The organism is Microbacterium sp. NPDC087591 (assembly GCF_044743625.1).
In the GTDB taxonomy this organism is placed as follows: domain Bacteria; phylum Actinomycetota; class Actinomycetes; order Actinomycetales; family Microbacteriaceae; genus Microbacterium.
Map to the genome: position 1 here is coordinate 1,098,339 of NZ_JBIUWU010000001.1, position 25,570 is coordinate 1,123,908.

General features: G+C 70.2%; 22 protein-coding genes. 11 read left to right on the forward strand and 11 right to left on the reverse strand.

What is annotated here, in order from left to right:
• Positions 1-173 precede the first annotated feature (173 nt).
• The 5 genes from ACIOVG_RS05105 (at position 174) to ACIOVG_RS05125 (ending at position 4,819) form a co-directional block, all read left to right on the forward strand.
• The gene (locus ACIOVG_RS05105; protein WP_400869729.1) at positions 174-716 is read left to right on the forward strand and encodes an ECF transporter S component; all 543 of its coding nucleotides are present in this window, start codon (positions 174-176) and stop codon (positions 714-716) included.
• Between the two features lie 92 nt (positions 717-808).
• On the forward strand, positions 809-2,530 hold the full coding sequence (locus ACIOVG_RS05110; RefSeq protein ID WP_400869732.1) for an ABC transporter ATP-binding protein: 1,722 nt from the start codon (positions 809-811) through the stop codon (positions 2,528-2,530).
• Positions 2,527-3,345, forward strand: a complete 819-nt coding sequence (locus ACIOVG_RS05115) for an energy-coupling factor transporter transmembrane component T (RefSeq protein ID WP_400869734.1) — start codon at positions 2,527-2,529, stop codon at positions 3,343-3,345. Before ACIOVG_RS05110 ends, ACIOVG_RS05115 begins: the two co-directional genes overlap by 4 nt.
• 11 nt (positions 3,346-3,356) lie before the next feature.
• Complete coding sequence (locus ACIOVG_RS05120) at positions 3,357-4,232, forward strand: siderophore-interacting protein (protein WP_400869737.1); 876 nt, start codon at positions 3,357-3,359, stop codon at positions 4,230-4,232.
• Positions 4,229-4,819, forward strand: a complete 591-nt coding sequence (locus ACIOVG_RS05125) for an ECF transporter S component (protein ID WP_400869740.1) — start codon at positions 4,229-4,231, stop codon at positions 4,817-4,819. The genes ACIOVG_RS05120 and ACIOVG_RS05125 overlap by 4 nt, the downstream gene beginning before the upstream one ends.
• A 25-nt stretch (positions 4,820-4,844) precedes the next feature.
• Here ACIOVG_RS05125 and ACIOVG_RS05130 read toward each other — a convergent pair whose 3' ends face one another.
• The gene (locus ACIOVG_RS05130; RefSeq protein WP_400869743.1) at positions 4,845-5,348 is read right to left on the reverse strand and encodes an Lrp/AsnC family transcriptional regulator; all 504 of its coding nucleotides are present in this window, start codon (positions 5,346-5,348) and stop codon (positions 4,845-4,847) included.
• A gap of 160 nt (positions 5,349-5,508) precedes the next feature.
• Here ACIOVG_RS05130 and ACIOVG_RS05135 point away from each other — a divergent pair, with 160 nt between their 5' ends.
• Genes ACIOVG_RS05135 through ACIOVG_RS05155 form a run of 5 tightly spaced genes read left to right on the forward strand, consistent with a single transcriptional unit; the run spans position 5,509 to position 10,889 of the window.
• Complete coding sequence (locus ACIOVG_RS05135; protein ID WP_400872685.1) at positions 5,509-6,615, forward strand: thiamine pyrophosphate-dependent enzyme; 1,107 nt, start codon at positions 5,509-5,511, stop codon at positions 6,613-6,615.
• Complete coding sequence (locus tag ACIOVG_RS05140; RefSeq protein ID WP_400869746.1) at positions 6,612-7,583, forward strand: alpha-ketoacid dehydrogenase subunit beta; 972 nt, start codon at positions 6,612-6,614, stop codon at positions 7,581-7,583. Before ACIOVG_RS05135 ends, ACIOVG_RS05140 begins: the two co-directional genes overlap by 4 nt.
• Before the next feature lie 14 nt (positions 7,584-7,597).
• Entirely contained in the window at positions 7,598-8,950 is a 1,353-nt protein-coding gene (locus tag ACIOVG_RS05145; RefSeq protein WP_400869748.1) for a dihydrolipoamide acetyltransferase family protein, read from the forward strand.
• A 19-nt stretch (positions 8,951-8,969) separates the two neighbouring features.
• On the forward strand, positions 8,970-10,109 hold the full coding sequence (locus ACIOVG_RS05150; protein WP_400869750.1) for an acyl-CoA dehydrogenase family protein: 1,140 nt from the start codon (positions 8,970-8,972) through the stop codon (positions 10,107-10,109).
• A 24-nt stretch (positions 10,110-10,133) separates the two neighbouring features.
• The gene (locus ACIOVG_RS05155; protein ID WP_400869753.1) at positions 10,134-10,889 is read left to right on the forward strand and encodes an SDR family NAD(P)-dependent oxidoreductase; all 756 of its coding nucleotides are present in this window, start codon (positions 10,134-10,136) and stop codon (positions 10,887-10,889) included.
• Positions 10,890-10,926: 37 nt separating this feature from the next.
• Here the strand turns inward: ACIOVG_RS05155 and ACIOVG_RS05160 are convergent, their stop codons facing one another.
• Genes ACIOVG_RS05160 through speB form a run of 3 tightly spaced genes read right to left on the reverse strand, consistent with a single transcriptional unit; the run spans position 10,927 to position 13,417 of the window.
• A complete protein-coding gene (locus ACIOVG_RS05160) occupies positions 10,927-11,397 on the reverse strand; it encodes a helix-turn-helix domain-containing protein (RefSeq protein WP_400869756.1) in 471 nt (156 codons plus the stop codon).
• Positions 11,364-12,449, reverse strand: a complete 1,086-nt coding sequence (locus tag ACIOVG_RS05165) for a C45 family autoproteolytic acyltransferase/hydolase (protein WP_400869759.1) — start codon at positions 12,447-12,449, stop codon at positions 11,364-11,366. The genes ACIOVG_RS05160 and ACIOVG_RS05165 overlap by 34 nt, the downstream gene beginning before the upstream one ends.
• The gene (gene speB, locus ACIOVG_RS05170) at positions 12,446-13,417 is read right to left on the reverse strand and encodes an agmatinase (RefSeq protein WP_400869761.1); all 972 of its coding nucleotides are present in this window, start codon (positions 13,415-13,417) and stop codon (positions 12,446-12,448) included. Before speB ends, ACIOVG_RS05165 begins: the two co-directional genes overlap by 4 nt.
• Before the next feature lie 145 nt (positions 13,418-13,562).
• On the opposite strand from speB, the gene ACIOVG_RS05175 reads away from it, so the two are divergent.
• On the forward strand, positions 13,563-14,615 hold the full coding sequence (locus tag ACIOVG_RS05175) for a serine hydrolase domain-containing protein (RefSeq protein ID WP_400869764.1): 1,053 nt from the start codon (positions 13,563-13,565) through the stop codon (positions 14,613-14,615).
• 9 nt (positions 14,616-14,624) lie between these two features.
• On the opposite strand, the gene ACIOVG_RS05180 is transcribed toward ACIOVG_RS05175, so the two are convergent.
• The 7 genes from ACIOVG_RS05180 to ACIOVG_RS05210 are packed head-to-tail and all read right to left on the reverse strand — an operon-like array spanning position 14,625 to position 25,569.
• Entirely contained in the window at positions 14,625-16,043 is a 1,419-nt protein-coding gene (locus tag ACIOVG_RS05180; protein ID WP_400869766.1) for an aldehyde dehydrogenase family protein, read from the reverse strand.
• A 38-nt stretch (positions 16,044-16,081) separates the two neighbouring features.
• Positions 16,082-17,638 carry a GMC family oxidoreductase gene (locus ACIOVG_RS05185; protein ID WP_400869769.1) on the reverse strand — a complete coding sequence of 519 codons (1,557 nt, stop codon included), beginning with the start codon at positions 17,636-17,638 and terminating at the stop codon, positions 16,082-16,084.
• A 2-nt stretch (positions 17,639-17,640) separates the two neighbouring features.
• Positions 17,641-18,777 carry an o-succinylbenzoate synthase gene (menC, locus tag ACIOVG_RS05190; RefSeq protein WP_400869771.1) on the reverse strand — a complete coding sequence of 379 codons (1,137 nt, stop codon included), beginning with the start codon at positions 18,775-18,777 and terminating at the stop codon, positions 17,641-17,643.
• The gene (locus ACIOVG_RS05195) at positions 18,778-19,611 is read right to left on the reverse strand and encodes a hypothetical protein (protein ID WP_400869774.1); all 834 of its coding nucleotides are present in this window, start codon (positions 19,609-19,611) and stop codon (positions 18,778-18,780) included. It abuts the gene before it with no gap.
• On the reverse strand, positions 19,608-22,937 hold the full coding sequence (locus tag ACIOVG_RS05200; protein ID WP_400869776.1) for a serine hydrolase: 3,330 nt from the start codon (positions 22,935-22,937) through the stop codon (positions 19,608-19,610). Before ACIOVG_RS05200 ends, ACIOVG_RS05195 begins: the two co-directional genes overlap by 4 nt.
• Positions 22,934-23,746, reverse strand: a complete 813-nt coding sequence (locus ACIOVG_RS05205) for an ABC transporter ATP-binding protein (RefSeq protein WP_400869779.1) — start codon at positions 23,744-23,746, stop codon at positions 22,934-22,936. Before ACIOVG_RS05205 ends, ACIOVG_RS05200 begins: the two co-directional genes overlap by 4 nt.
• Positions 23,743-25,569: a dipeptide/oligopeptide/nickel ABC transporter permease/ATP-binding protein gene (locus ACIOVG_RS05210; protein WP_400869782.1), complete on the reverse strand. Its 1,827-nt coding sequence runs from the start codon at positions 25,567-25,569 to the stop codon at positions 23,743-23,745. The genes ACIOVG_RS05205 and ACIOVG_RS05210 overlap by 4 nt, the downstream gene beginning before the upstream one ends.
• Between the last annotated feature and the right edge of the window lies 1 nt (position 25,570).

Genomic DNA, 25,570 nt, shown 5'->3' on the forward strand with positions numbered 1-25,570 from the left:
TCGTCTCGCTGCGTCCTTCGTCTCGCTGCGCTCGCTCAGGGTACGGCCCCGAACCGCCGTCCCCTGAGCGAGGAGCGCAGCGACGAGACGAAGGGCGCGGACGACGGCTGGTCCGGGGTTTTCCCCGGTGCCCAGGGGCGTCCACGCCGCGCCCGCGCAAGTAGGCTGGAGCCGTGGCCCGAACCCCCGTCCTGTCGACACGCGTGCTGCTCGTCTGCGCAGCGATCGGCGTGGCGACCGGCATCATCGGCGGCATCGCCGGGCTGCTGACCCCGGTCGTGCTGATCGCGGCCCCCTGGGCCTACGGTCTGCTGCTCGGCTCGCACGTGCTGCCCGGCATCATCGCGCAGGAGGTGCTGCGTCGCCCGCTCGTCGCCCTGGTCACCCACCTGATCGCGGCGCTCGTGGCGAGCGCGTTCAACCCGGCCTGGGCGCTGCGCTTCATCGGCACCGCGCTGCTGTTCGGGGCGATCCAGGAGGGAGTGGCCGCCCTCACCCGCTACCGGGCCTGGGGTCCGTGGCGCTTCTTCATCTCCGCCGCGGTGATCGGCGTCATCGTGGCCGTGGTCGTGTTCTTCGCCGCACATCTGGGAACGCTGCCTCTCTGGGCGCAGATCGCGTACCTGGCGCTCTCGGTGCTGGGGCCGATCGGGTGGACGGCCGTGGGCCTCGGCGTCGGCACCGCGCTGAGCCGCGCGGGCGTCGCGCGCCGCTGACCCGGCGATGATCGCCGCTTGATCCGGCGTGGCAACCCAGGTAAGGCTCAGCTAAGTTAGAAGGGTACGTTCCACCGACCCGGGGTTCCGCCGTGCGCTCATCCGCGCCTCTTCTCCGCGTGCGTGATGTCACACTCACCCACGCCGATTCCGCGCACCCCTCGCCGCGTGAGGTGACCTTCGACATCGAGCAGGGCGAGGTCGTGCTGCTGCTCGGCCCCTCCGGTTCCGGCAAGTCCACGCTGACGCTCGCGCTCAACGGGCTGATCCCCCACGCGGTCCCGGCGACCATGACGGGCACGGTCGAAGCGGGAGGGCTCGACACCGCGACCACCCCCACGGCGACCCTGAGCACGCAGGTCGCGATGGTGTTCCAGGACCCCGACGCGCAGATCGTCACAGGCACCGTGTACGACGAGGTCGCGTTCGGCCCCGAGAACCTGCGGCTGCCGCTCGACGAGGTGCGCGCCCGCGCCGAGGACTCCCTGCGCCGCGTCGGCCTGTGGGAGCGACGGGACGAGAATCCCGACCGGCTCTCCGGCGGTGGACGCCAGCGCCTCGCGATCGCCTGCGCACTCGCGATGGGCTCCCCGCTGATCGTGCTCGACGAGCCGACGGCCAACCTCGATCCTCAGGGCATCGACGACGTCTACGCCGCACTGACGGATGTCGTCGCCGCCGGCGATCGCGCGATTCTGCTGGTCGAGCACAACCTCGACGCCGCCATGGGCTTCGTCACACGGGCGATCGTGCTGGACCGCGCGGGCGCTGTGGCGTTCGACGGCCCGGCGGACGAGATCATCCGCACACACGCCGATGAGCTGCTCGCGATGGGCGTCTGGCTCCCCGCCGCGACCCTCGCCGCCCTGCGGATGCGGGGTGACGGCATCCGCCTCGATCCGCTTCCGCTCACCCCGGTCGAGCTCGCGACGGCCCTCAGCGCACAGGAGGTCAGCGCACAGGAGGTCAGCGCTGCCGCAGTACCGGCCGCCCCCGCCGCGTCGGATGCCGCCCCGGTCATCCGCGCGCGGGGGCTGACCGTGACACGCCATCGCACCGAGATCCTGCACGGCATCGACCTCGACATCGCGCCGGGAACGCTCACGGCGATCGTCGGGGCGAACGGCGCAGGCAAGACGACGCTCATCCAGGCGCTCGCCGGAGTGGTCCCGCCGCCGAAGCGGCAGGTCGATGTCGCCGGGCTCGACCCGGCGACCGCCGCTCCGCGCGACCTCGCAGCTCGCATCGGGTTCGTGTTCCAGAACCCCGAGCACCAGTTCATCGCGCACACCGTGTTCGACGAGCTCGCGCACGGGTTGACCCTTCGCCCTTCGACAGGCTCAGGGACCCAGGTTCAGGGACCCAGAGATCGACGGATCACAGATACCGAGATCGCGGAGCGCGTGCAGGAGATGCTCGCCCGCTTCGGACTCGAGCACAAGGCCGACGTGCACCCGTTCCTGCTCTCGGGCGGCGAGAAGAGGCGCCTCTCGGTCGGCACCGCGCTCATCACCCGCCCGCAGGTGCTCGTGCTCGACGAGCCCACGTTCGGACAGGATCGCGCCCGCGCCTCCGAGCTGCTCGCGCTGCTCCAGGACCTGCGCGCCGAAGGCACGACGATCGTCATCGTGACGCACGACCTGCAGCTGGTCGCCGAGCACGCCACGCACACCGTCATCCTGAGAGGCGGCCGCGTGCATGCGTCGGGTCGCACCGTCGATCTCTTCGCCAACGAGGAGACGTTCAGCGTTGCCGGTCTGCGCCTTCCGGCGCTGCAGCGCGTGCTGGCATCACGGCCAGGGGCCCGGTCATGAGCGCCGTCGTCTTCGACCCCTATGCCGCAATGGTCGCGACGTCCCGACGCCAGTTCCTCTACGCCCTGAACCCGCTCTCGAAGGTCGCGGGCGTCGCCCCGGCGATGTTGCTGCTGGTCTTCGTGCGTGATCTGGCGACCCCCCTGGCGTTCCTCGCGCTCGCGTACCTCCTGATCCTGGTGGGCGCTCGCCTCACCGTCCGGCTGCTGCTCCTGCTGCTGGTGGCGTTGCCGCTCGGGGTGGCGGCGATCGGCGTCGGCTTCTCGCTGTGGGTGGATGCCGGGCTGGTCGCCGGCACCGCGCCCGTGCTGAGCATCGGCGACTGGACGCTGTTCAGCGGTGCGCTGGAGATCGGGTTCGCCACCGCGCTGCGCCTCGGCGCGATCGTGGCCCTCGCGCTCATCGGCGGACTCACCACGAGCGGGCCGGATCTGGTGCGCGCCAGCATCCAGCAGCTGCGCGTACCGTATCGGATCGGCTACACCGCGCTCGCGGCGTTCCGATTCGTGCCGCGATTCGGGCATGAGCTGTCGGTCATCCGTGCCGCCCACCGCGTGCGCGGGCACCACGGCGGACGCGGGCCGTTCGCCCGCATCGCGCGCGGTTGGGGATACATCGTGCCGCTGCTGGCAGGAGCCATCCGGCACGCCGAGCGCGTGGCCCTGGCGATGGACTCGCGGGCCTTCGGCGCGCATGCGACCCGCACCGAGCGGCACCTGGTGCCGTTCCGGGTGCGCGACACCGTGTTCATGGTGCTGTGTCTCGCGGCATCCGCGGTGATCTTCACCGTGTTCTTCCCCTGGCAGCTCTCCTGAAAGGCGATTCCGTGGCGTTCAGCAAGATGGTCAAACCCGCATCCGCAGAGCTCATCCACCTCACGGTGCTGCGCTCCGAGCGGCTGTCGACGCACTGGATCCGCGTGACGCTCGGCGGAGGTGAGATCGAGAAGTTCCACCCGATGGGCTTCGACCAGTGGTTCCGCCTGTTCCTGCCGATCGGCGGCGACGCCGGGCTCGAGCGGGTACCCGCGAAGGCGAACAAGGTGTTCGGCTATCTGAAGTTCCTGCGCATCCCCGACGGCGAGCGGCCGGTCATGCGCAACTACAGCGTGCGGGCGTACCGGCCCGCGACCGCCGAGACCGGGGCGGAGCTCGACGTGGACTTCGTGCTGCACGGATCCGCCGCCGACGGCACAGCGGGTCCGGCGTCGCGCTGGGCCGAGACCTGCTCCCCCGGCGAGCACGTGCTGATCATCGACGAGGGCCTGACGTTCAACCCGGAGCGCGGCACGCAGCGCGTGGTGCTCGTGGGTGATGAGACGGCGCTGCCGGCCATCTCGTCGATCTGCGCGTCTCTCCCGGCGGATGCGACGGGGACCGCGATCATCGAGGTGCCCGCGGCGGAGGATGCGCTGGAGTTCGCGCATCCGTCCGGTATCGAGGTCGTCTGGATCACGCGTCCGCACGAGGAGAAGCCGGGCGCGCTCGCCCTGGCGGCCCTGCGTACGACGGCGCTGCCCGAGGAGCCGTTCCACGCCTACGCCGCGGGCGAGCAGGCCCTCGCCTCCGGGGTGCGCAAGCACCTGGTCGGCGAGCGCGGCGTCGACAAGAACGCGGTCAGCTTCTGCGGATACTGGAAGATCGGTGCGGCGTCGCCCGCGTCGAAGGCCGCCCGTGAAGCTGCGGCGGAGCCCCTCGCATGAGCGGGGCGGATGCCGAGAGCGTGCGCACGGATGCCGTACGGGTGACGCGCGGACGGTTCCGCTTCCCGACCGCGATCCTGCTGACCTGCGCCGCGCTGGGGGTGGCTGGTGCCGCGCTGCTCGCGCCGATGAACTGGGCGTCGACGATCCTCACCGGCCCGCTGCCGTTCCTGGGCATGGCACTGGCCGGGCTGTGGCTGCTGCCGTCCGTGATCGCGCTGCGGTTGCTGCGGCGTCCGCTCGTGGGGCTGCTGGTCGGTCTGATCTCGGGGCTCGTGCTGGTGCCGTTCTCTGGCCATGGCTTCGGCAGCGTGGCGACGAACCTGTGGTGGTCGGCCTTCACCGAGCTGCCGTTCCTGTTCGTGCTGTGGCGCTACTGGGGCACGTGGATGCACTACCTCGGCGCGCTCGCGATCGGCATCGTCTATCCGATCTCGGCGTGGGCCTGGTTCAACCTCGGGGCGATGTCGCTGCCTTTGCAGATCGCGTTCTTCGCCGTGACGATCGCCAGCTGCGTCGGCGGCACCGCCCTCGGCATCCTGATCGCCGATCGGTTGCGGCGCGCGGGCGTGGGCGGGAAGCGCTGAGGCGCAGCACCGCCGAAGAGTGCCGCTAGTCCGGCGCGGGAGTGGAACGGCCGAACCCCGCCTCCGCGGTGAGATGCTCCAGCAGCGGCTGTGTCCGCAGCGGTAGCGGAGTCGACACGATCATGGTCGTGACGGTGCTGCGCACCCCCTCGATCTCGATCATCCGAGTGATAGCGCCCTGAAGGTCGCGGTGCGTGACCGCGCCGACGCGCACGAGCAGGTCGTCCCGTCCTGCCTGCGTGTTGATCTCGAGCACGTGGGCGATCTCGGTGAGCTGTTCGACGACCCGAGGGAGCCGTCGCTGATCGAGCTCGAGGGCGACGAAGGCCTGCACCGCCACACCGACCGCTTCCAGGTCGACGATCGGGTGGAGCCCGGTGAGCACACCCGCTTCCTCCAGACGGCGCAGGCGCGACTGCACCGTGTTCCGCGCGACCCCGAGGGCACCGGCCAGCTCCGCGATTCCCGGCCGGGCGTGGCTGGTCATCCTTCCGATGATCTCCGAGTCGAGTCGATCGATGCTGATCATTGTCACCACTTCCGTTGTGGTCGACGGGCCGTAGCTATACAGACCGCTTAGTTGGATAAGAGTCAATTGCGCTTATGGACGTGCTCACGACAGTGTAGCTTCACAACATGATCACCTGAGGAGTCGTGTTGACCGCTTCGAAGGAGATGGCGACGTGACGATGCTGCACCCAGAGGCGACCGAGGTCGCCCCGAACGACGAACTCTTCACGTGCCTCGGCCCAGACGGGGTGCTCCACCGGGAGACCACCGCAGGCGGCGATCTCTTCGTGATGTACCGCGACATGGTGCTCAGTCGCCGCGTCGACACCGAGGCGATCGCCCTCCAGCGTCAGGGTGAGCTCGGCCTGTGGCCGTCGATGCTCGGCCAGGAAGGCGCGCAGGTGGGCGCCGGGCGCGCGCTCCGCCCTCGCGACATCGCCTTCCCCACGTATCGCGAGCATGCCGTCGCCTGGTGCCGCGGAGTCGATCCTGTGCAGTTGCTCGGCCTGTTCCGGGGCACCACCCTGGGCGGCTGGGATCCTCGCGAGAACAACTTCTCCCTCTACACGCTGGTCATCGGGGCGCAGACCCTGCACGCCGTCGGCTACGCGATGGGCATCGTGCGAGACGGCGACGTCGGCACCGGTGACCCGGATCGCGATCGCGCTGTACTCGTGTTCCTCGGCGACGGAGCGCTCAGCGAGGGCGAGACCAACGAGGCCTTCGTGTGGGCGGCGGCGCAGAATCTGCCGATCGTCTTCTTCTGCCAGAACAACCAGTGGGCGATCTCCGCTCCCTACTCCGTGCAGAGTCGAGTCTCGGTCGCCCAGCGCGCCCAGGGATTCGGCTTCCGCGGGGTACGCGTCGATGGCAACGACGTGGTCGCCAGTCACGCCGCGACCGTCGATGCGCTCGATCGAGCGAGGGCCGGAGAAGGACCCACGCTGATCGAGGCGATGACGTATCGACGCAACCCGCACACCACGTCCGACGACGACGGCCGCTACCGCGATGCGGCACTGACCGACCAGTGGAGCGCGCTGGATCCCATCGCCCGTCTGCGTACCCACCTGGAGAACAGCGGCGTCGCCGAGGACTTCTTCGCCGGAGTGGCCGCGGAGGAGGAATTGCTCGCGGAGCGCGTGCGGGTCGGCTGCCGCACGCTCCCTGACCCCGACCCGGCATCCCCCTTCCTGCACACGCTCGCCGAGATGCCGACGGAGCTGGCGCAGCAGCTGGACGCGCACCTCGCCTTCGTCGCCGCCGGCGAGGAGGTGGCCTCGTGAGCACCGCGATCGCCCGCGCCCTGAACGACGGACTCCGCTCGCTGCTCGCCGAGCACGACCGGGTGATGCTCATCGGTGAGGATGTCGGACGCCTGGGCGGCGTCTTCCGGGTCACCGACGGGCTGCAGCAGGAGTTCGGTGAGCTGCGGGTCGTCGATTCGCCTCTGGGGGAGGCCGGCATCGTCGGCAGCGCGATCGGCCTCGCGATGGCCGGATACCGACCGGTATGCGAGATCCAGTTCGACGGATTCGTGTTCCCCGCGATGAACCAGATCATCACCCAGCTCGCCAAATACCGGCATCGCTCCGAGGGCACCGTGTCGCTTCCCGTCGTCATCCGCATCCCCTTCGGCGGCGGCATCGGCGCGATCGAGCACCACTCGGAATCGCCGGAGGCCTACTTCGCCCACACGGCGGGGCTGCGCGTGGTGTGCCCCTCGTCTGCGCAGGAGGCGTTCGACCTCATCCGGCTCGCCGTGCAGAGCGAGGACCCGGTGGTGTTCCTCGAGCCCAAACACAACTACTGGCTCAAGGGCGACGTCGATCGTGACGCGACTCCGCTGCCGCTCGGCACAGCCAGAGTTGTCCGCACAGGACACGATCTGACGCTCGTCACATACGGCGCGCTCGTGCCGACGGCCGTGAAGGTCGCGGAGGAGGCAGCACTCGACGGCCGCTCGGTGGAGGTCATCGATCTGCGCAGCCTCTCTCCGATCGACGATGCCACGATCCTCGCCTCCGTCGAACGCACGGGTCGGCTCGTCGTCGCTCACGAGGCCTCGCAGACCGCCGGCCTCGGCGCCGAGATCATCGCCCGCGTGCAGGATGCCCTCTTCTACTCGATGGCTGCCCCCGGCATCCGGGTGACCGGGTACGACACCCCCTACCCGGCCAGCCGACTCGAACGCGACTGGCTCCCCGGTGTCGACCGCATGCTCGACGCCATCGATCGCAGCTTCACCTACTGAACATCGAGGAAGACATGGCAGAGATCCAGCAGTTCGCCCTCCCCGACGTCGGGGAGGGGCTCACCGAGGCCGAGATCGTCTCCTGGGCCGTGCAGCCGGGAGACACCGTCACCACCAATCAGATCATCGTCGAGATCGAGACGGCGAAGTCGCTCGTGGAGCTGCCCTCGCCGTTCGCGGGCGAGGTCGTGGCACTGCACTTCGCCGAGGGAGACACCGTCGACGTCGGCGAAGCCATCATCAGCATCGCGTCCGGCGCACTCACCCGGGTACCGGATGCGGGTGCGGGAGTGGGTGCGGATGCCGAAGCCGATGTCGATGCCGGCGAAGCCATCGATGCACGCCCCGAGGCGGACGAGAGCCCCGAGCAAGAGCCGAAGCTCCTCGTCGGCTACGGCCCAGGAGCACCGCGCCCGCGGCGACGGCGCGGCACCGCCGATCAAGCGGTCGCCGTGGCGGCCCCGATCGAGCCCGCGACGCCCGCCCCCGCAGAGGCGGCGGCACCGATCCGCTGCGCCCCTCCGGTGCGGAAGCTGGCGAAGGATCTCGGTGTCGACCTCGCCACCGTCACACCGACCGGAGCGGCGGCGACGATCACCCAGGACGACGTCCTGTCTGCAGCCGGCACGCGCCGCCCGTCCGCATCGACGCCCCCGTCATCCTCGGAGATCCGAGTGCCGATCCGAGGTGTGCGCAAACACACCGCGGCGGCGATGGTCAGCTCGGCGTTCACCGCTCCGCACGTCTCCGAGTTCGTGACCTTCGACATCACCGCCACCATGGAACTCCGTGCGCGCCTCGCCGCCCGGCGGGAGTTCGCCGACGTCAAGCTCAGCCCTCTGAGCCTGATCGCCCGGGCGTTCCTGCGCGCCATCGAACGCACCCCTGCGGCGAACTCACGGTGGGACGACGCGGCGCAGGAGATCGTGCAGTTGTCGGAGGTGAACCTGGGCGTCGCCGCCGCGACACCACGGGGGCTCGTGGTACCGAACATCCGCAGCGCGCAGCGTCTCGGCCTGCGGGAGCTCAGCGTGGCGATCGCCGAACTCGCCGCCACGGCGCGCGCCGGCAAGACAGCGCCGGAGGACATGGCCCACGGCACCGCGACGATCAGCAACTTCGGGGTGTTCGGGGTCGATGCCGGAACACCGATCCTCAATCCGGGCGAGACCGTGATCCTCGGTGTCGGCAGCATTACGCGCCGCCCCTGGGTCGTCGGCACCGGCGATGCCGAGACCATCGCGCCGCGGTGGGTGACGACCCTGTCGCTGTCGTTCGACCATCGAGTGCTCGACGGCCAGCAGGCATCCGAACTCCTGTCCGACACCGCTGCGTTCCTGAGCGAGCCCGAGCTCGCCGTTCTCTGACCCCCATCGAGGAGCCACCATGCCCGTCCCCCGCATCATGCCCACGGAGGAATCCGCCGAGCTCATCGAGCTGACGCGCGAGATCGTGGGCAAGGAACTGCGCCCCATCGTCTCGGAGCTCGACGCGACGGCCTCCTTCCCCCGTGACGTGTTCCGCACTCTGGGCCGAGCGGGGCTGCTGAGCCTGCCGTACCCGGAGGAGTTCGACGGCGGCGGGCAGAGCTACGAGGTGTACCTCCAGGTGCTCGAGGAGGTGGCATCCGCATCCGCCTCCGTCGGTGTCGGAGTCAGCGTCCACATCCTCTCCTGCTTCGGCCTCTTCACCTCGGGCAGCGCCGAGCAGAAGGAGCGCTGGCTTCCGCAGATGCTGTCGGGCGACCTGCTCGGCGCGTACTGCCTGTCCGAGGCGCACGCCGGCTCCGACCCCGCGGCGATGCGCACCCGCGCGGTGCGCGACGGCGACGAGTACGTGATCAACGGCGCCAAGGCGTGGACGACCCACGGCGGCAAGGCCGACTTCTACAAGGTCATGGCGCGCACCGGCGAGGGCAGCCGCGGCATCTCCTGTTTCCTCGTGCCCGCCGACACCCCCGGCCTCTCCGCCGACAACCCGGAACGGAAGATGGGGCTCATGAGCTCCACCACCGCCACGATGATGTTCGAGGATGTACGCATTCCGGTCGAGCGTCGGCTCGGCGCGGAGGGACAGGGGCTGCCCATCGCGCTGTCCGGCCTGGATGCCGGAAGACTGGGCATCGCCGCCGTGGCCACCGGCCTGGCTCAGGAAGCCCTCGACGTGGCGGTGAAGTACGCCCGCGAGCGGGAGACCTTCGGGCGGTCGATCATCGAGCACCAGGGACTGGCCTTCCTGCTCGCCGACATGGCCGCCGCTGTGGCGTCGGCGCGGGCCACCTACCTCGCCGCTGCGCGCCTCAAGGATGCCGGCCGCCCGTACTCCCACGAGGCGTCGATCGCCAAGCTCGTGTGCACCGACAACGCGATGAAGGTCACGACCGACGCCGTGCAGGTACTCGGCGGCGCGGGCTACACCAAGGACTTCCCCACCGAGCGGTACATGCGCGAGGCGAAGGTCATGCAGATCTTCGAGGGGACGAACCAGATCCAGCGCCTCGTCATCTGCCGCGGCCTGGCGCGCTGAGCGCTCATCGAGAGGACCACCATCATGCAGTTGAACGGCTCTTCGGCCATCGTCACCGGGGGCGCCTCCGGGCTCGGGGCGGCGACCTCCCGCGCCCTGGCCGCCCAGGGCGCGGAGGTCTTCGCCCTCGATCTCCCGGCCGCGATCGCCGCGGCACCGGCTGTCGACGGGGTCACCCTCGTCGCCGCCGATGTCACCGACGCCGCCCAGGTGCGCGCCGCCGTGCAGGTCGCCGGCGCCGGGGCGGCTCTGCGCACCGTCGTCAACTGCGCCGGCATCGCGCCCTCCGCTCGCATCCTCGGGCGCTCGGGGGTGCACGATCCCGCGCTTTTCGACACGGTCATCCGCGTGAACCTGCTGGGCACCTTCCTGGTCATGTCGACGGCCGCCGAGGTCATCGCCCAGCAGACACCCGATGCGCAGGGGCAGCGCGGGGTCGTCGTGAACACCGCCTCGATCGCCGCGTACGACGGCCAGGTGGGCCAGGTGGCGTATGCGGCATCCAAGAGCGCCGTCGTCGGGATGACGCTCCCCGCCGCGCGCGACCTCGCCTCGCACGGCATCCGCGTCTGCACCATCGCCCCCGGGATCGTGGATACCCCGATGCTGGCGACGGTCAGCGACGAGTACCGGGCAAATCTCGCCGCGAGCGTCCCCTTCCCGCAGCGACTGTGCGATCCGATCGAGTATGCGCAGCTGGTGACGATGATCGTCGAGCACGACTACTTGAACGGCGAGACCATCCGCATGGACGGCGCGCTCCGCATGGGCCCCCGATAACCGAGGGAACCTTCTGCACCCGCCGGATGCGGCGCCGTCAGATCAGGTCATCGGCGGCCAGCAGCGCGATCTGCCAGGACCGGCTGTCCGGATCGTCGCGGTCGTGCGTATCGGCGGCCGCCGAGATCACACCCTCGATCCGCGTCACCAGGGCGTCGAACTCCGCAGCGGTCAGCCGCACGGAGCGCTGCGTGAACGCCGTGTGGACCTCGGCAGGGGGACGGACCGCCCAGACCCGGTCCCGGCGGTCGCGGGCGTACTGGGGAGCCTCCTCGATCACGCCCGCATCGGCGAGCACCCGCAGATGGAAGCTGGCCGTGCTGGCTGCGACGCCCAGCGCCTCGGCGATATCGACAGCCCGCAGATGATCCCGCCGACGGAGCAACGACAGCATCTCTCGGCGCGTCGAATGCGCGTAGGCCTTGAGACTCGCGGACGTCGTCCTGGTCGGATCCGGTCGCCTCTGCTCGTCTCTCACGCCGGACCGGACCACGGCACGCTGATCCACTCGACGACCCCCGGCTGCCCCAGCGCGAATCGGGCACGGGTCTCGTCTTGGCCCATCTCGAACAGGGCGCCGCAGAAGGTCTTGCTCATCCGCGGCGGGCGAGGTGTCACGCACACGCCCGAGTCGCGCGAGGCGAACACGGTCTCGAGCTCCGCGGCATCTCGGATCTGCGGCACCGCGACGCTCAGGTAGTTGTATCTCGACCGCGTGCCGGAGAGCTCGAGCTCGTCGGGTCTCGCCGCGAGCTCGGCCGATCCCGCCGTCCACAGCGGATGGTTCGTGTGCACGAGGTTGGGACCCGCGATCGGGCGGGCCGAGACGCCGGCGGCGGAGCATTCGTAGGAGTCGATGCCGCGCCGATCGGCGATCGCGTAGTTCTGCCCTGACGCATGGTGGACGGAGCGCAGGTACGCGCCGGCTTCCGCCCGCGTGCGTCTGCGGAGGACTTCGCGGATGAGGAAGGCGACCGGCATCCCCTCGAGAGCGCTGGGGAGTTGCGCGAGTGTGTTGACGCAGCAGCCGACGCCGTCGCGATTGATCCCCAGAACGCCGATCATCCCCGCAGCGCTCGCGACGAACTGCTCGGGGTCGTCACCCTCGCGGATGTGCAGGAGCACCTGCGAGCCGTCCATGCTCGCGGGGAGATCCATGTTCTGGCCGAGGATGACGCCGCTCTCGCCCTCGATGCCGACGACGCTGCAGCCGATCGCTGAGACGCCCGCGTACCGCCACTCCTCGTCCATGAAGTTGTACGCGAACACGTCGTCGAGAGGTTGGCCGCTGGCCTCCGCGATGCCGAGCACCTCGTCATGGAGATCGGGAGACCCCACGCGCACCGCGTCGATCAGTCGCGACGCGCCCAGAAACCGTGCCACGTGGTCGTCGGATGAGCGTCCGGTGAGCTGCTCGATCCGGTCGCGCCAGCGCTCCATCGACGTGGCGATGAGGTTCCCTGCTTCTTCGCCGTGCGTGCGCCCCCGGGTGCGCCCGTCGCCGCTCAGCTCGATGACCGGCGCTGCGCCCCCGGCGACCACGTCCGACTGTGGCCTCACCTCGTGGCCTTCGCCATCATGGCGAGGAGGTCGAAGGTGACGCCGGCGGCGGCGAGCGCGGTGATCTGCGCGTGATCGTACGCGGGGGCGACCTCCACGACGTCGGCGCCGATCACGCGGAGATCGGCCAGCCCATACAGGATGAGCTGCAGCTCTCTGGTCGAGAGTCCGCCGGGCTCGGGGGTGCCGGTACCGGGGGCGTGAGCCGGGTCGAGCACATCGATGTCGATGCTGACGTACACCGGACGATCGCCGACGCGTGTCCGGACGCGGTCGACGATGGCGTCGACCCCTCGGCGCGCGACATCGAGTGTGGTGAAGGTCGCGAAACCGAGTTCTGCGTCGTCGCTGAAGTCCTGTGCGGAGGGCGTGGTGCTGCGGATGCCGACATGCGCGGAGCCGCCGACATCGAGCAGGCCCTCTTCGACCGCGCGGCGGAAGGGCGTGCCGTGCACCATCGGGGCCCCGAACAGGTTGTCCCAGGTGTCGAAGTGGGCGTCGAAGTGCACCAGCGCCACCGGGCCGTGCTGGGCGTGGGCCGCGCGCAGCATCGGGAGCGCGATCGTGTGGTCACCACCGATCGCGACGATACGGTCTGCTCTCGTGGAGAGAGACCGGGCGGCCTGCTCGATCCCGGCGATCGCCTCGGCGATATCGAAGGGGCTCACCCCCACATCACCCGCGTCGGCGATCTGCATCGTGACCCACGGCTCGACTTCGAGCCCGATGTGGAACGGACGCAGCAGCTTCGACGCAGCCCGCACCGCCTCCGGACCGAATCGCGCGCCCGGACGGTAGCTGGTGCCGGAGTCGAACGGCACGCCGAGCACGGCGACGTCTGCGCGGTCGACGTCGTCGATCCGTGGCAGCCGGGCGAAGGTCGAAGCTCCTGCATACCGCGGCACCGCCTGAATCGAGTTGGGCGGCATGATGATCGTTCGCTTCTCGGTGGCGGCATCCTCGGACATAGCGGTCACTCCTTCTCGGTGGGCGGGCTTTTCCCAAGATAGGGAGGACGCTCGGGGCGAAGATCGGCCGATCGACTGAGATCCGCGTGCCCCAGTCGGTCCCTCGTACCATGCGGAGCGCGAGCAATCGCGGCAGGATCGGAGCATGACAACCTTGCGTCGCGATCTCTCGTCCACCGCCGCAGCGATCCTCGCCGAGGTCGACGCGGAGCGGAAGCGGCTCGACGTCCCCGGCGTCGTGCTCGCGGTCCGTGCTCCGGACGGAGAACGCTGGTCGGCCGCGCTGGGCACCCGCGACGTCGCCACCGGGGAGCGGCTCGCCGCCGACGCCGTGCTGCGCATCGGCAGCGTGACCAAGACGATCGTCGCCACCGTGATCCTGCGTCTGACGGAGACGGGCGAGCTCGGCCTCGACGATGAGGCTCAGATGCACCTGCCACACCTGAATCTGCCGAGCGGGGTCACCGTGCGCCGCCTGCTCGGAATGACGGCCGGCCTGCCGGAGTACACGACCGAGGAGTTCCTCACCGCATTGCTCGCCGCACCGGAGCGGGTCTGGCGGCCACGGGAGCTCGTGGAGTTCGCGCAGCGCGGTCCGCAGCACTTCGCGCCGGGCGCGTCGTGGGAATACAGCAACACCGGCTACATCCTGCTCGGGATGCTGGCCGAACACGCCACCGGCGTGCTGGTGGAGGATCTCGCGGCCCGTCTCGTGTGCGAGCCGCTGGGACTGGAGAACACATCGCTGCCTCCGCGCTCCCCCGAGGGGACCGCACTGCCCGACCCCCGGGTGCGCGGTTACCTCCGCGATGACACGGCGCTCGTCGACGCGACCGACATCAACCCCTCGTGGGCCTGGACGGCCGGCAACGCGCTCTCCACCGCCGACGATCTCGTGGCCCTGGTCGAGGCGCTCGTGCGCGGCGACCTCCTCGCGGAGCAGACGCAGCGGGTACGCATGACAGCCCTCCCGATCGCCGGAACCGACTGGGCCTACGGGCTCGGCATCGCCGACTTCGGCGGCATCTGGGGCCACAACGGCCAACTGCCGGGTTTCCAGACCTTCACCGGCCACGACCCGTCCACCGGGGCGACGATCGTCGTGCTCGCCACCGCGAACGAGTCGATCGAACACACCAATCCCGCCGACGCCCTCGCGATGCGCGTCCGCGAGCTGCTCGCATCCGCGACCGCCTGAGCGCGGCGGTCAGGCGGTCGCGGCCCGGAGCAGCGAGACGGGTCGCGTCGCGGCATCGAAGTCGGCGACGGAGCCCGCGGCTCCGACGCCGCTGAGTCCCCAGGGCTCGGAGACGGCGTTGACACCACCCTGCTGCCATCCGTTGATCCAGATCACGGCGGCGTGGATGTCCCCCGCGCGCTGCTGGTGGGCGGGGTCGTGCGTGTACACGGTCGCGGCGAGTCCGAAGCCGGTGCCGTTCGCGAGCTCGACCGCCTCGTCGAAGGAGTCGACGACGACGACGGGAGCGACGGGGCCGAAGGTCTCCTCACGCATCACCCGCATCTCCGCCGTGACCCCGATGAGCACCGTGGCGGGGTAGCCGAACCCCGGACCCTCCGGGAGCGCACCGCCGCGCAGCACCGTCGCACCGCGCTCGACCGCCTCCGCGACGTGCGCGTGCACATGGGCACGCTGTCGGGCGTCGACAAGAGGACCGAGGCCGGTGCCCTCCCGGTCGGCGGTGAGCTCATACGAACCGGCCGCCGCGACCAGGGCCGCGACGAAATCCTCAGCGATGTCTCGGTGCACGTAGATGCGCTCCGACGACGTGCAGATCTGCCCGCTGTTGACGAACGACGACATCGCCACCGCCTCCGCGGTCGCCACCACATCGACATCCGCGTCGACGATCACCGGATCGTTCCCGCCGAGCTCGAGCACCGATCGCTTCAGACGTGATGCCGCCGCGACCCCGACCGCGCGGCCGACCTCGACCGAGCCGGTGAAGTGCAGCAGGGCCACGTCGTCGTGGGCGGCAAGCGGTCTGCCCGCGCGCGCATCGCCGAGCACGAGGTTCACGACTCCCGGCGGCAGGTCGAGCAGCTGCACGAACCGGGCTGCCGACAGCGGCGACTTCTCCGAGGGCTTGAGCACCACCGTGTTGCCTGCGGCGAGGAGCGGAAGGAGGCTTCCGAGGATCGAGGCGACGGTGAAGTTCCACGGGATGATGAGCCCGACCACTCCTACGGGCCGACGCTCGACCACGGTCTGTCCTGGTTCGCCCGGCACCGTGACATCGGCCACGAAGGGGTAGGAGCGCGCGAGGTCGAGACCCTGCCGCCACCCCGCGATCCCGCCCTCGATGAACTGCTCGGCGAGTGGAACGGGTTTGCCCATCTCGTCGCTCTCGATCTGCGCGAGCTCCGCGAGGTGCCTTTCCACGGTGTCGGCGACCCCCGCGAGAAGGTCGATGCGCTCGCTCAGCGCGCGCAGGGACCAGTCGCGTTGCGCCACCACCGCCGAGCGGACCGCCGCATCGACGTCGTCTGCGGAGCCGACGGGGATGCGGGCGATCACCTCTTCCGTCCACGGGGAGACGACCGGAAGGGTCTGCGGATCGGTCGATACGACGGCGACACCGTCGATCACGTGGCACTGGCTCTCCATGGCGGCTCCTCGGCAGCAGGTCTCAGGTCAGGCAGGTCTCAGGTCAGGCGTGCGGCCAGCATCTCGCCGACCAGGACGCTCGCCAGATGGGTGTTCGCTCGGGGGACGAACGGGAAGATCGACGCATCGGCGACGCGTAGCCCGTCGATGCCGAGAACGCGGCCCTCCGGGTCGACCACGGTGGTTGCGGCGGCGGGGTCCCCCATGCGGCACGTGCTCGTCGCGTGCTGAGTGTCGACCGCGGTGTCGCGCAGGTAGGCCCGGAGTGCATCTTCCGGCCCGTCGAGCGCGGCGCGCAGTGCCGTGTTGGCCTCCCAGACATCCGACGCGGTGATGCCGGCGAACGCCTCATGCTCCACCAACCCGGCCAGCTGGTGGACCCCCTCCGTCAGCCGGTCGACGTCGAGCGCCACGTCGAGCATGTTGAACGACAGGAGCGGCTGGGTCTGAGGATCTCGACCCTGCAGGCGCAGCGTGCCACGGGAGTAGGTGCGGTTGACGAAGACCCCGACCGCGCCGGCGCCCGCACGAGGATCCGCCGAGGCCATCGCGAGCGCGTTCTGGTTGAGAGCGACCATCATCATGTCGTTCGTGTCGGAGGTCATCCCGCTGGAGTAGCGGATGCAGCAGTTGGTGTGACGGTCCCAGGGGCCGGCCGTGGCCTCCGGGGTGAGCGGGATGCCGATGAGCACCATCGGGTGATCCTGCATGCCCTCGCCGACGGGCAGATCGGCGCGCACGGCGATCCGCTGCTCCACCAGATGCCGGGCGGGGCCGATCCCGGAACGCATCAGGATCGAGGGCGTCGCCGTGGCGCCGGCGCAGAGGACGACGAGATCCGCACTCAGCACCTCGCCGTTCGCGAGACGCACCCCCACCGCGCGCTCCCCCTCGAACACGACGCGGTCCACCAGCGCCTCTCCCCTGATCGTGAGCAGGGGGTCGCCCCGCAACGGCTCGAGGTACGCGTCGTTGCAGGAGACCCGCCGCCCGTCGATCGAGTTGACCGGATAGGGCGAGACTCCGCTCGCACCGGGTGCATTGACGTCCGGCGCCCAGGGCTGACCCGCCGCCAGCGCGGCGTCGCGCAGCGCACGATCGACCGACCCCCACACCTCCTGCGGGTAGCGGTGCACCGGGATCGGCCCGTCTGCGCCGTGGTGCGGGCGGTCACCGTACTCCTGGTCGGATTCCAGAGCGGCGAGCACCGGGAGCACGTCCTCCGCGGACCACCCCGTGCAGCCGTCGGCGGCCCAGTCGTCGAAGTCCTCCATCGGCGGGCGGATCGCGATCTGCCCGTTGATGGCCGAGCTCCCGCCCAGACCCTTCCCCCGCCAGTACAGCGATGGCTCCTGCGTCGCCGTCCGCGACGCGAGATGCTCGGCCCACAGCAGCGACGCGCTCCCCGCTTCCTCCATCGCCGCCATCGGGTTCGGCAGGCGCCACGCCTCCGGGAGTTCGGATGCCGGAGCGTCTCTCCCTGCTTCCAGCAGCAGGACGCGACGCCCCGACTGCACGAGTCGTGCTGCCAGCGCCGACCCTGCCGAGCCCGCGCCGACCACGATGACGTCGGCGTGAGACCCTCGGGCGTGCACGGTCAGCTCCGGCGTGCCGCGATGTCGACCGCGTCGATCGTGACCGCGGCCAGCACGTCGGCGAGCGGCTCGACGCCGAAGCCCGGCCCGTCCGGTATCGCGACGACGCCGTCCTTCATCACCACCGGCTCGGTCACATCCTGCGCGTAGAACCGGTTCGACCCCGACACGTCACCGGGCAGCGTGAAGCCGGGCAGACCGGCGAGGGCGATGTTGGCCGCGCGCCCGATTCCGGTCTCGAGCATGCCACCGCACCACACGGCGACCCCGTTGGCCTCGGCGAGATCATGGATGCGGCGGGCCGCGAGGTATCCGCCCACCCGGCCCGGTTTGATGTTGATGACGCTCGCGGCTCCCATCGCGATCGCGTCGGCCGCCGCCTCGACCGAGACGATCGACTCGTCGAGGCAGACCGGGGTCGCGATCTGCTGGGCGAGCAGAGCGTGCTGACGCAGATCGTCCTCGGCGAGGGGCTGCTCGATCAGAAGCAGGTCGAAGGGGTCGAGCCGGCGCAGCAGCGGCGCATCCGAGAGCCGGTAGGCCGTGTTGGCATCCACCTGGAGAGGCACGTCGCCGAACTTCTCGCGCACGGCGCGGACCGGCTCGATATCCCAGCCCGGCTGGATCTTGAGCTTGATGCGCGCGTATCCCTCGTCGAGGAATCCCCCGACCTGCGCGAGCAGGTCGGGGATCGACGACTCGATCCCGACGCTGACCCCCGACGGCACGACCGCACGCGTGACACCGAGGTAGTCGGCGAACCGTCGGTCGTCGAGGCGGAGGCCGGCATCGAGCACGGCCATCTCCAGCGCCGCCTTGGCCATACGGTGTCCGACGACGTGCGCGGTCGCTGCCGCCACGGTCTCGGCGGTCACCGTACGTCCGGCGTCCTGCCATTCCAGCAGCGAGGGAACCAGGAACCGTCGCAGCATCTCCCTGGCTCCGTCGAGATACTCCGGGGAGTACGAGGGGTCGAACAGCGCCACGCACTCTCCCCACCCCGTCACGGTGCGACCGTCTCGCGACGCGGTGATGCGCACGAGAAGCGGACGCCGTTCCGTCTGGGTCGAGAAAGAGGTGGTGAACGGATGGACCAACGGCATCCGTACCGTGATCAGCTCGACGCGATCGATATGCATTCAGGAACTCCTCGTGAGTGTGTAGTGGCCACGGCGGTCGAAATCGGAGACGCTCCACCCCTCGGCGAGCAGCCCGCCGAGCGCGTGCCCGAGAGCGACCCGCCAGCGGGCGGCGAGGTCGGGGGCGACCCGCCGCATCTTCTCGATGTCGCTCGGGATGTCGATACGACAGATCTGCAGCTCGCGCGCGCGGTCGAGATCGAGCACCGGCTGCTCGTCGTCCGCCCACAGGACCGCCGGTGGTGTGTCGACGCCGGTGGTCGCCGCCGTGCGCGGGCCGGCCGGTCGCTCGAGATCCCACACCACGAGCGCCCGGTCGCTGCGCTGACCGCCGTTCACACCGTCGCCCAGGTCACCGTAGAAGTCGAGCAGATAGCTGTCGATCGAGCACCCGAGCTTGTGCAGGTTGAAGTAGGCGTTGCGGGCGACGAGCGGATCGTAGGTCCACGTGACGCGCGTGACTCCGCGCTCGAGGCACCACGCGCGCTGATGGCTCTTGATCGCGTGTCCCCACCCCTGGCCGATCGCGTCGAGACGAACCCCCGCGAGGTGGGAGTGGAGCGCGCGGTCGAACGGCGGATGGAAGAACCCGACGCAGACCGCCATGAGCTCGTCACCGAGAAAGCCACCGGCGACGTAGTTGCCGGCGTGCGCGAGCGCGGTGAGGAGACCGGGGTTGACGTGTGCACGCTCGACGTCGACCTGCCACACTCCGGCGACGAGCTCCGTCGCGGCCACCATCTCGGACGGCAGGCGGAGCATCCGCAGTTCCATCCCCGCCTCCGTCGCTCCGGCTCCCTCCTCGAGCGGTGTCGCATCGATCGTGCCGCTCATGAGGCCGTCTCTCGCAGGAAGCGGTAGCCGAGGTAGAGGCCGCCCGGCACCGGCCGCACCTGCTCCCACCCCGCGATCTCGTCGCTCGTGTACGCATAGACCCCCGGCACGGTCGACGCGAACAGCTCGACCTCCTGCACCTCGTCGGGCGAGACGGCGTCGACGTAGCTCTTGCGCTCCCGCAGCACGAGGCGCAGGCCTCCGTCGCGCGGGGCGATCTCGGCCACGAACCCTGCCGACTCCCAGGTGCCGGTCAGCGGCTCCGGCGTACGCGCGCGGTCGGGGAGCAGCACGGGGTGGATCCCGCCGCCGTCGAACGCCCGCGCGGCATCGTCGAAGAGTTCGCGGTAGAGCCCGTCCGGCTGCCCGCCCGATGTGAGCAGCGCCACCGCGAGACCCGCCTCCGGGAAGATCCGCAGGTAGGCGCGCTGGCCGATCGTGCCGCCGTCGTGCCCGTACACACGGCTCCCCTGCCAGTCCTGCAGGAACCACCCCAGGCCCCATCCGGAGGTGGCACCGACGCTCGCGCGAAGGTCGACGTGCTCAGTCGTCATCAGACGAGCACTCTCCGCGGAGAGCACCCGGGTTTCCTCGGGTGTCAGCCCCTCACGCAGAGCGGTCTCGGCGAAGACCAGCAGGTCGCCGATGCTGGCCGAGATCAACCCCGCCGGTCCCATCGAACGCGGTATCCCCCACTTGCGCGTCGGCACCGCCGCGGCGCCGAACCCGGTATGCCCCGTCGCCGTGGCAAACCGGGGCGCGTCATCGGTCAGTGTGAACGTGTGCTGCAGGCCGAGCGGGTCGATCAGGCGCGTCTTGAGCGCCTCGTCCCAGGTCGTCCCGCACAGCACCTCGATGATCCGCCCCGCGACGACGAAGGCGGAGTTGCAGTACGAGAACCGCTCGCCGCGCGGGTGCAGACGCTCCGTTCCCGCCAGCAATTCCACGTACGCGGCGACGCAGTCATCCCCCCGTCCGGTGTCGGTGAACACGTCGCCGTCGAGGCCGCTCGTGTGATGCAGCAGCTCGCGCACCGTCACGGTGGGCTCCGGATCGTCGGCGAGGCGGAAGTCCGCCAGGATGCTGCGCACCGGGGCGTCGAGGTCGAGCTTCCCCTCCTCGGCGAGCTGCAGGATGAGCATCGTCGTCCACACCTTGCTGATCGACCCGATCTGGAAGACGGCGTCGTCGGTCACCGGCACCCCCGTCGAGGCGTCGAGCACTCCGGACGAGACCGTGCACCGATCGAGGACGGTCCCCTCGCCGGTCAATTGCAGGATGCCGAACTGCGCCCCCACCACGCCGTACCTGCGGCGCAGCAGGTCGAGTCGGTGCTGCCACTCCGCCACATCCCGCGCGGCGGGCTCGACGGCGGCCCGATGAGGCTCTGCTCCCGTCATCCGTGGGTCGGTGTACCGCTCGACCCACTCGATCAGGCGTCGCTGGTAGTCGATCCGATGCTCGACCGGTCCGGTGACGATGAACAGGTGCCCGCCGCCGGGGTAGACGACGAGTCGACTGGGCACACCGGTGATCCGCAGAGCCGAGTACCATTCCCTGGCCTGCGCGCTCGGGCACGTCTCATCGAGCTCGCCGTGCAGCACCAGGCTCGGAGTCCTGACCCGACTCGCGCGGGCGATCGGCGACAGTTCGGCGAGACGGACGATCTCGGTGGGCTCCAGGCCCGCCGTCGACTCTGAGAAGAAGCCCTCCGGCTCGAGCCGCTGACCGGCCAGAGACGCGAAGTCGCAGAGAAGCCCGCCGGGAACGGCGGCCGCGAACCGGTCGGTGTGCGCCGTCAGTGCGCAGGTCAGCAGTCCGCCGTAGCTGTAGCCGGCCACCGCGAGACGCTCCGGATCGGCCAGGCCCTCGGCGACGAGCGCATCGACGGGCTCGAGGAAGTCCGGCAGATCCACGCGCGCCCAGGCGCCGTGGACCGCGGTCATGAAGTCCTCGCCGTAGCCATCGGAGCCGCGCGGATTGAGGGTCAGGACCCGCCAGCCGCGACTCGCCAGCACCTGGTGGGACAGGTGGACCTCGTCGGCCACTCCGCTCCATGCGTTGTGGGGGCCACCGTGGATGTCGAGCAGCAGCGGTGCGGCACCCGTCGTTCCGGGCGCGGACAGGATCCACCCGTGCACGACGGTGCCGTCGCTGATCGTGAAGACGCGCGGCTCGGGGTGCAGCAGCTCGACATCGGGAAGAGCGTCGCGCGTCAGCGTCGTCAGTTCGCGGTGTTCTCCGGTCTCGAGGTTCACGAGGGCGACCTCGGCGAAGGAGTCCTGAGTGGTGACGACGATCGCGGCGAAGGGACTCGCCGTGGCGACCGACAACGCCGACACGACGCGGTGCTCCGACGCCACCACCGGACGCATCGTGCCGTCGGCGAGATCGAGCGCGTAGAGGTGGGTCCAGCCGCGGTCACGCGCGCAGAACAGGATCTGCGTGCCGTCATGCGTGAGCGCGGGCCGACCCCCCGGGTACCCGACGGCACCCGGCATGACGTTGAGGTCGAACCCCGCGGTCAGGTCATCGTCCGCTCGGCCATCCAGATGCAGACGCAGCAGGCGGGTGTGGCCGATCCGCATGCGGCGAAGGCCGACGGCGACGACGGACTCACCGTCCGGCATCCACAGGAGAGGACCGGTGATGCCGGTCGCTGCACCGACCCGGCGGGCGGGGATGAGGAGATCATCGACGTCGATGACGTGCACGGCACGCTCGCGCTCGACGTCGGAACGGGGGAAGGTCGCCGCCGCATAGGCGAGCCGGGTGCCGTCAGGAGACCATGACGGCTCCCCCACGTCGGACGAGCCGTCGGTGATCTGACGGATGCCGCCCTCGGCGAGGTCGAGCAGCAGGAGGTGATGGCGGATGCTGCCGGTCCACCCCGCACCGTCGATCTTGTGATCGAGAGTGTCGATCACGATCGGCGCAGTCGGATCGCCCGACCCGCGCTCGACCGGTGCCAGGAACGCGACGCGGTCCCCTGCCGGACTAACGAACGGCCGCCCCACTCCCGAGGGCACCGAGGTCAGCGGCACGGGCTCGCCGGTCTCGGGGAGCACATGCAACTGCGGCACCCCGTCGACGAGGCGTCGGAACAGCAGCCCCGCCGCAGAGAACTGCGGGGCGTCATCCCCCGGTCCGTGGGTCAACGCCCTGGTCGCACCGTCACGGTCGACGCTCCACAGAGAGGTCACCGTGCGCGCGTCTCGGACGTCGCGCCGCGTGAACACCACGACGCCGCCGTCCGGCGAGACCGCGGTCTCTGTGGCGGTGACGACGCGGTGCAGGTCGTCGAGCCGAGCGGTGCGCGATGTCATCGGGGGTCTCCTGACCGGGAAAGGGGCGTCTCGGCGAGCGGAACACCGAGTCGGGGGACGGCGCGCACCAGTTCGCGCGTGTAGGGATGCTCCGGCGCATCGATCACCCGGGTCGTGGGTCCGCTCTCGACGAGGAGCCCGCTCTTCATGACGGCCACCTCGTCGCAGAGCTGGCGCACGACGGCGAGGTTGTGGCTGATGAACAGCACCGTCAGGTCGAGCTCCTGCTGCACTTTGCGGAGCAGGTTGAGCACGGTGCCCTGCACCGAGACGTCGAGCGCCGAGGTGATCTCGTCTGCCAGCAGCACCCGGGGCGCGGCGGCGAGGGCGCGGGCGATCGCGACGCGCTGGCGCTGTCCGCCGGAGAGCTGCGATGGCAGATCGCCGAGCCGCGCCGGGTCGAGTTCGACGACCTCCAGCAGCCGCGCGACCTCAGCGCGACGCGCCTTCCCGTCCTTCAGGTCGGGCCGCCGCACCTCCAGCGCCTCGGCGATGGAAGCACCGACATTCATCCGCGGATCGAGCGACGAGCTCGCATCCTGGAAGATCATCTGCACATCGCGGCGCAACGCGGCTGTGCGGCCCGTGGCGCGGACGACATCCGTGCCGTCGACCAGGATGCGTCCCTCGTGAGGTTCGTGAAGTCCCACGATGGCCCGCGCGATGGTCGACTTCCCGGACCCGGACTCGCCGACGAGGCCGACGGTGCGCCCGCTCGCGACGGTCAGGCTCACGCCCTTCACGGCCTCATGGGCGGATGCTCCGCTGCCGTACCGTACGCGCACGTCCTCAAGCACCAGCTCTGTCATGATCGACTCCCCACGGGCTCGGTCGGGAACTCCGCGTCTTCGGCGATCGTGTCGAACGCTGTACCCGGCTCCGCTTCGAGATGCGGGATGGCCTCGACGAGGGCGCGGGTATACGGATGCCGGGCACGGCCGGCGGCGAGATCGGCGGCGGTGAGATCCTCCACGATCGCGCCTCGATACATCACGAGCACACGCGTGCAGAACGACGACACCAGGGCGATGTCGTGCGACACGAACAGCAGCGCCGTGCCCTTGACCTCGTTCACCTCCGCAAGCAGGCTCATGACCTCGCGCTGCACCGTGACGTCGAGCGCGGTCGTCGGCTCGTCGGCGATAAGCAGCGCCGGCTCTCCCATCAACCCCATCGCGATCATGGCGCGCTGGCGCATACCTCCGGAGAACTCGTGCGGGTATGCCTGCGCCCGCTGGGCGGCATCGGGGATCCGCACCGCGTCGAGCCGGTCGACCGCGCGGCGGTGGGCCGACTTCCGGTCGAGTCCGCCGTGCAGCAAGCCGACCTCGGCGACCTGCGTGCCGACGTGGAGGGCGGGATTGAGCGATGTCGCCGGATCCTGGAACACGAAGGACATGCGGGCGCCCAGTTGATGCGCCACCCCGGCCGACGAGATCCGGCTCGACACCCGTCCGCCGGCCGTCAGCTCCGTCCCCTCGAACTGCACGGTCGACGCCGAGACCTCGATCGGTTCCTCAAGCAGCGCCGCGACGGCCATGCAGGTCAGGGACTTGCCCGACCCCGACTCCCCCACGACGCCGACGATCTCCCCCCGGCCGATGTCGAAGCTCACCCCGTGCACGGGGTCGGCCCAGCCGTCACCGCGCGGCACACGCACCTGCAGATCACGCACCCGCAGCACCGGATCGTCCACCACATGCAACGGTGCGACCTCGAGCTTCGCCGCTCCCCGACGGCGTCGCTGCCGTCGCGGTGAACGGTTCAGGCCGAAGGCACGCGCGAGCGTCTCCCCTACCAGGGCGAAGGTCACACCGGCGAACACGATCGCCGCAGACAGCCCGAGAGTGGGGGCCGCGTTGACGAAGATGCCATCGAGGCTCTCGTTGAGCATCCGCCCCCAGTCGTAGTCCGGTGCCTGCACGCCCAAGCCCAGGAACGACAGCCCGGTCGAAGCGACCAGCGCCGTGCCGGCGCCGATGCTGGCGTTGACGATCAGCGGGTCGCGGACGTTGGGGAGCACATGCCGGGTGAGGATGCGGAAACGCGAAACCCCCAGAACTCGCGCCGCGTCCACGTAGTCCCGCCCGGCGGCGGAGGCGCCGAGCGTCTGCGCCAGGCGGGCGTAAGCAGGTGCCATCGCCAGCCCGATCGCCAGGGTCACACTGACCACGCCCACTCCCACGATGATCGAGACGACGATCGCGAGCAGCAGCGAGGGAAAGGCCAGCGCGACTCCGAGGATGCTGTTGACCACGCGGGCCACCCAGTTCGGGGCGACGGTCGGGAGCAGGCCGAGGAGAACGCCGAGCGTCACGCCGATCGCCGTCGCGAGCACGGCTGTCACGACCGAGATGCGCGTCGCGCTCAGCAACCTCGCGAGTACGTCGCGTCCCCCGGCGTCGGTGCCGAGCGGGTGCGCGGCGCTGGGCGCCATCGACAGCTGGGTCAGGTCGGCGACCTTGGCCGTCTCGCCCCAGATGACGGGTCCGAACGCCGCGAGCAGGATCAGTGTCACGAGCAGCAGCGAAGCGACGAAGCCCAACGGCGAGCGCAGCGCGGCCACCAGCGCATGCCGCGAGGACGACGACGCGGTGGGCGCCGTGGGGAGCGGAGGAGGAAGAGTGGTCATG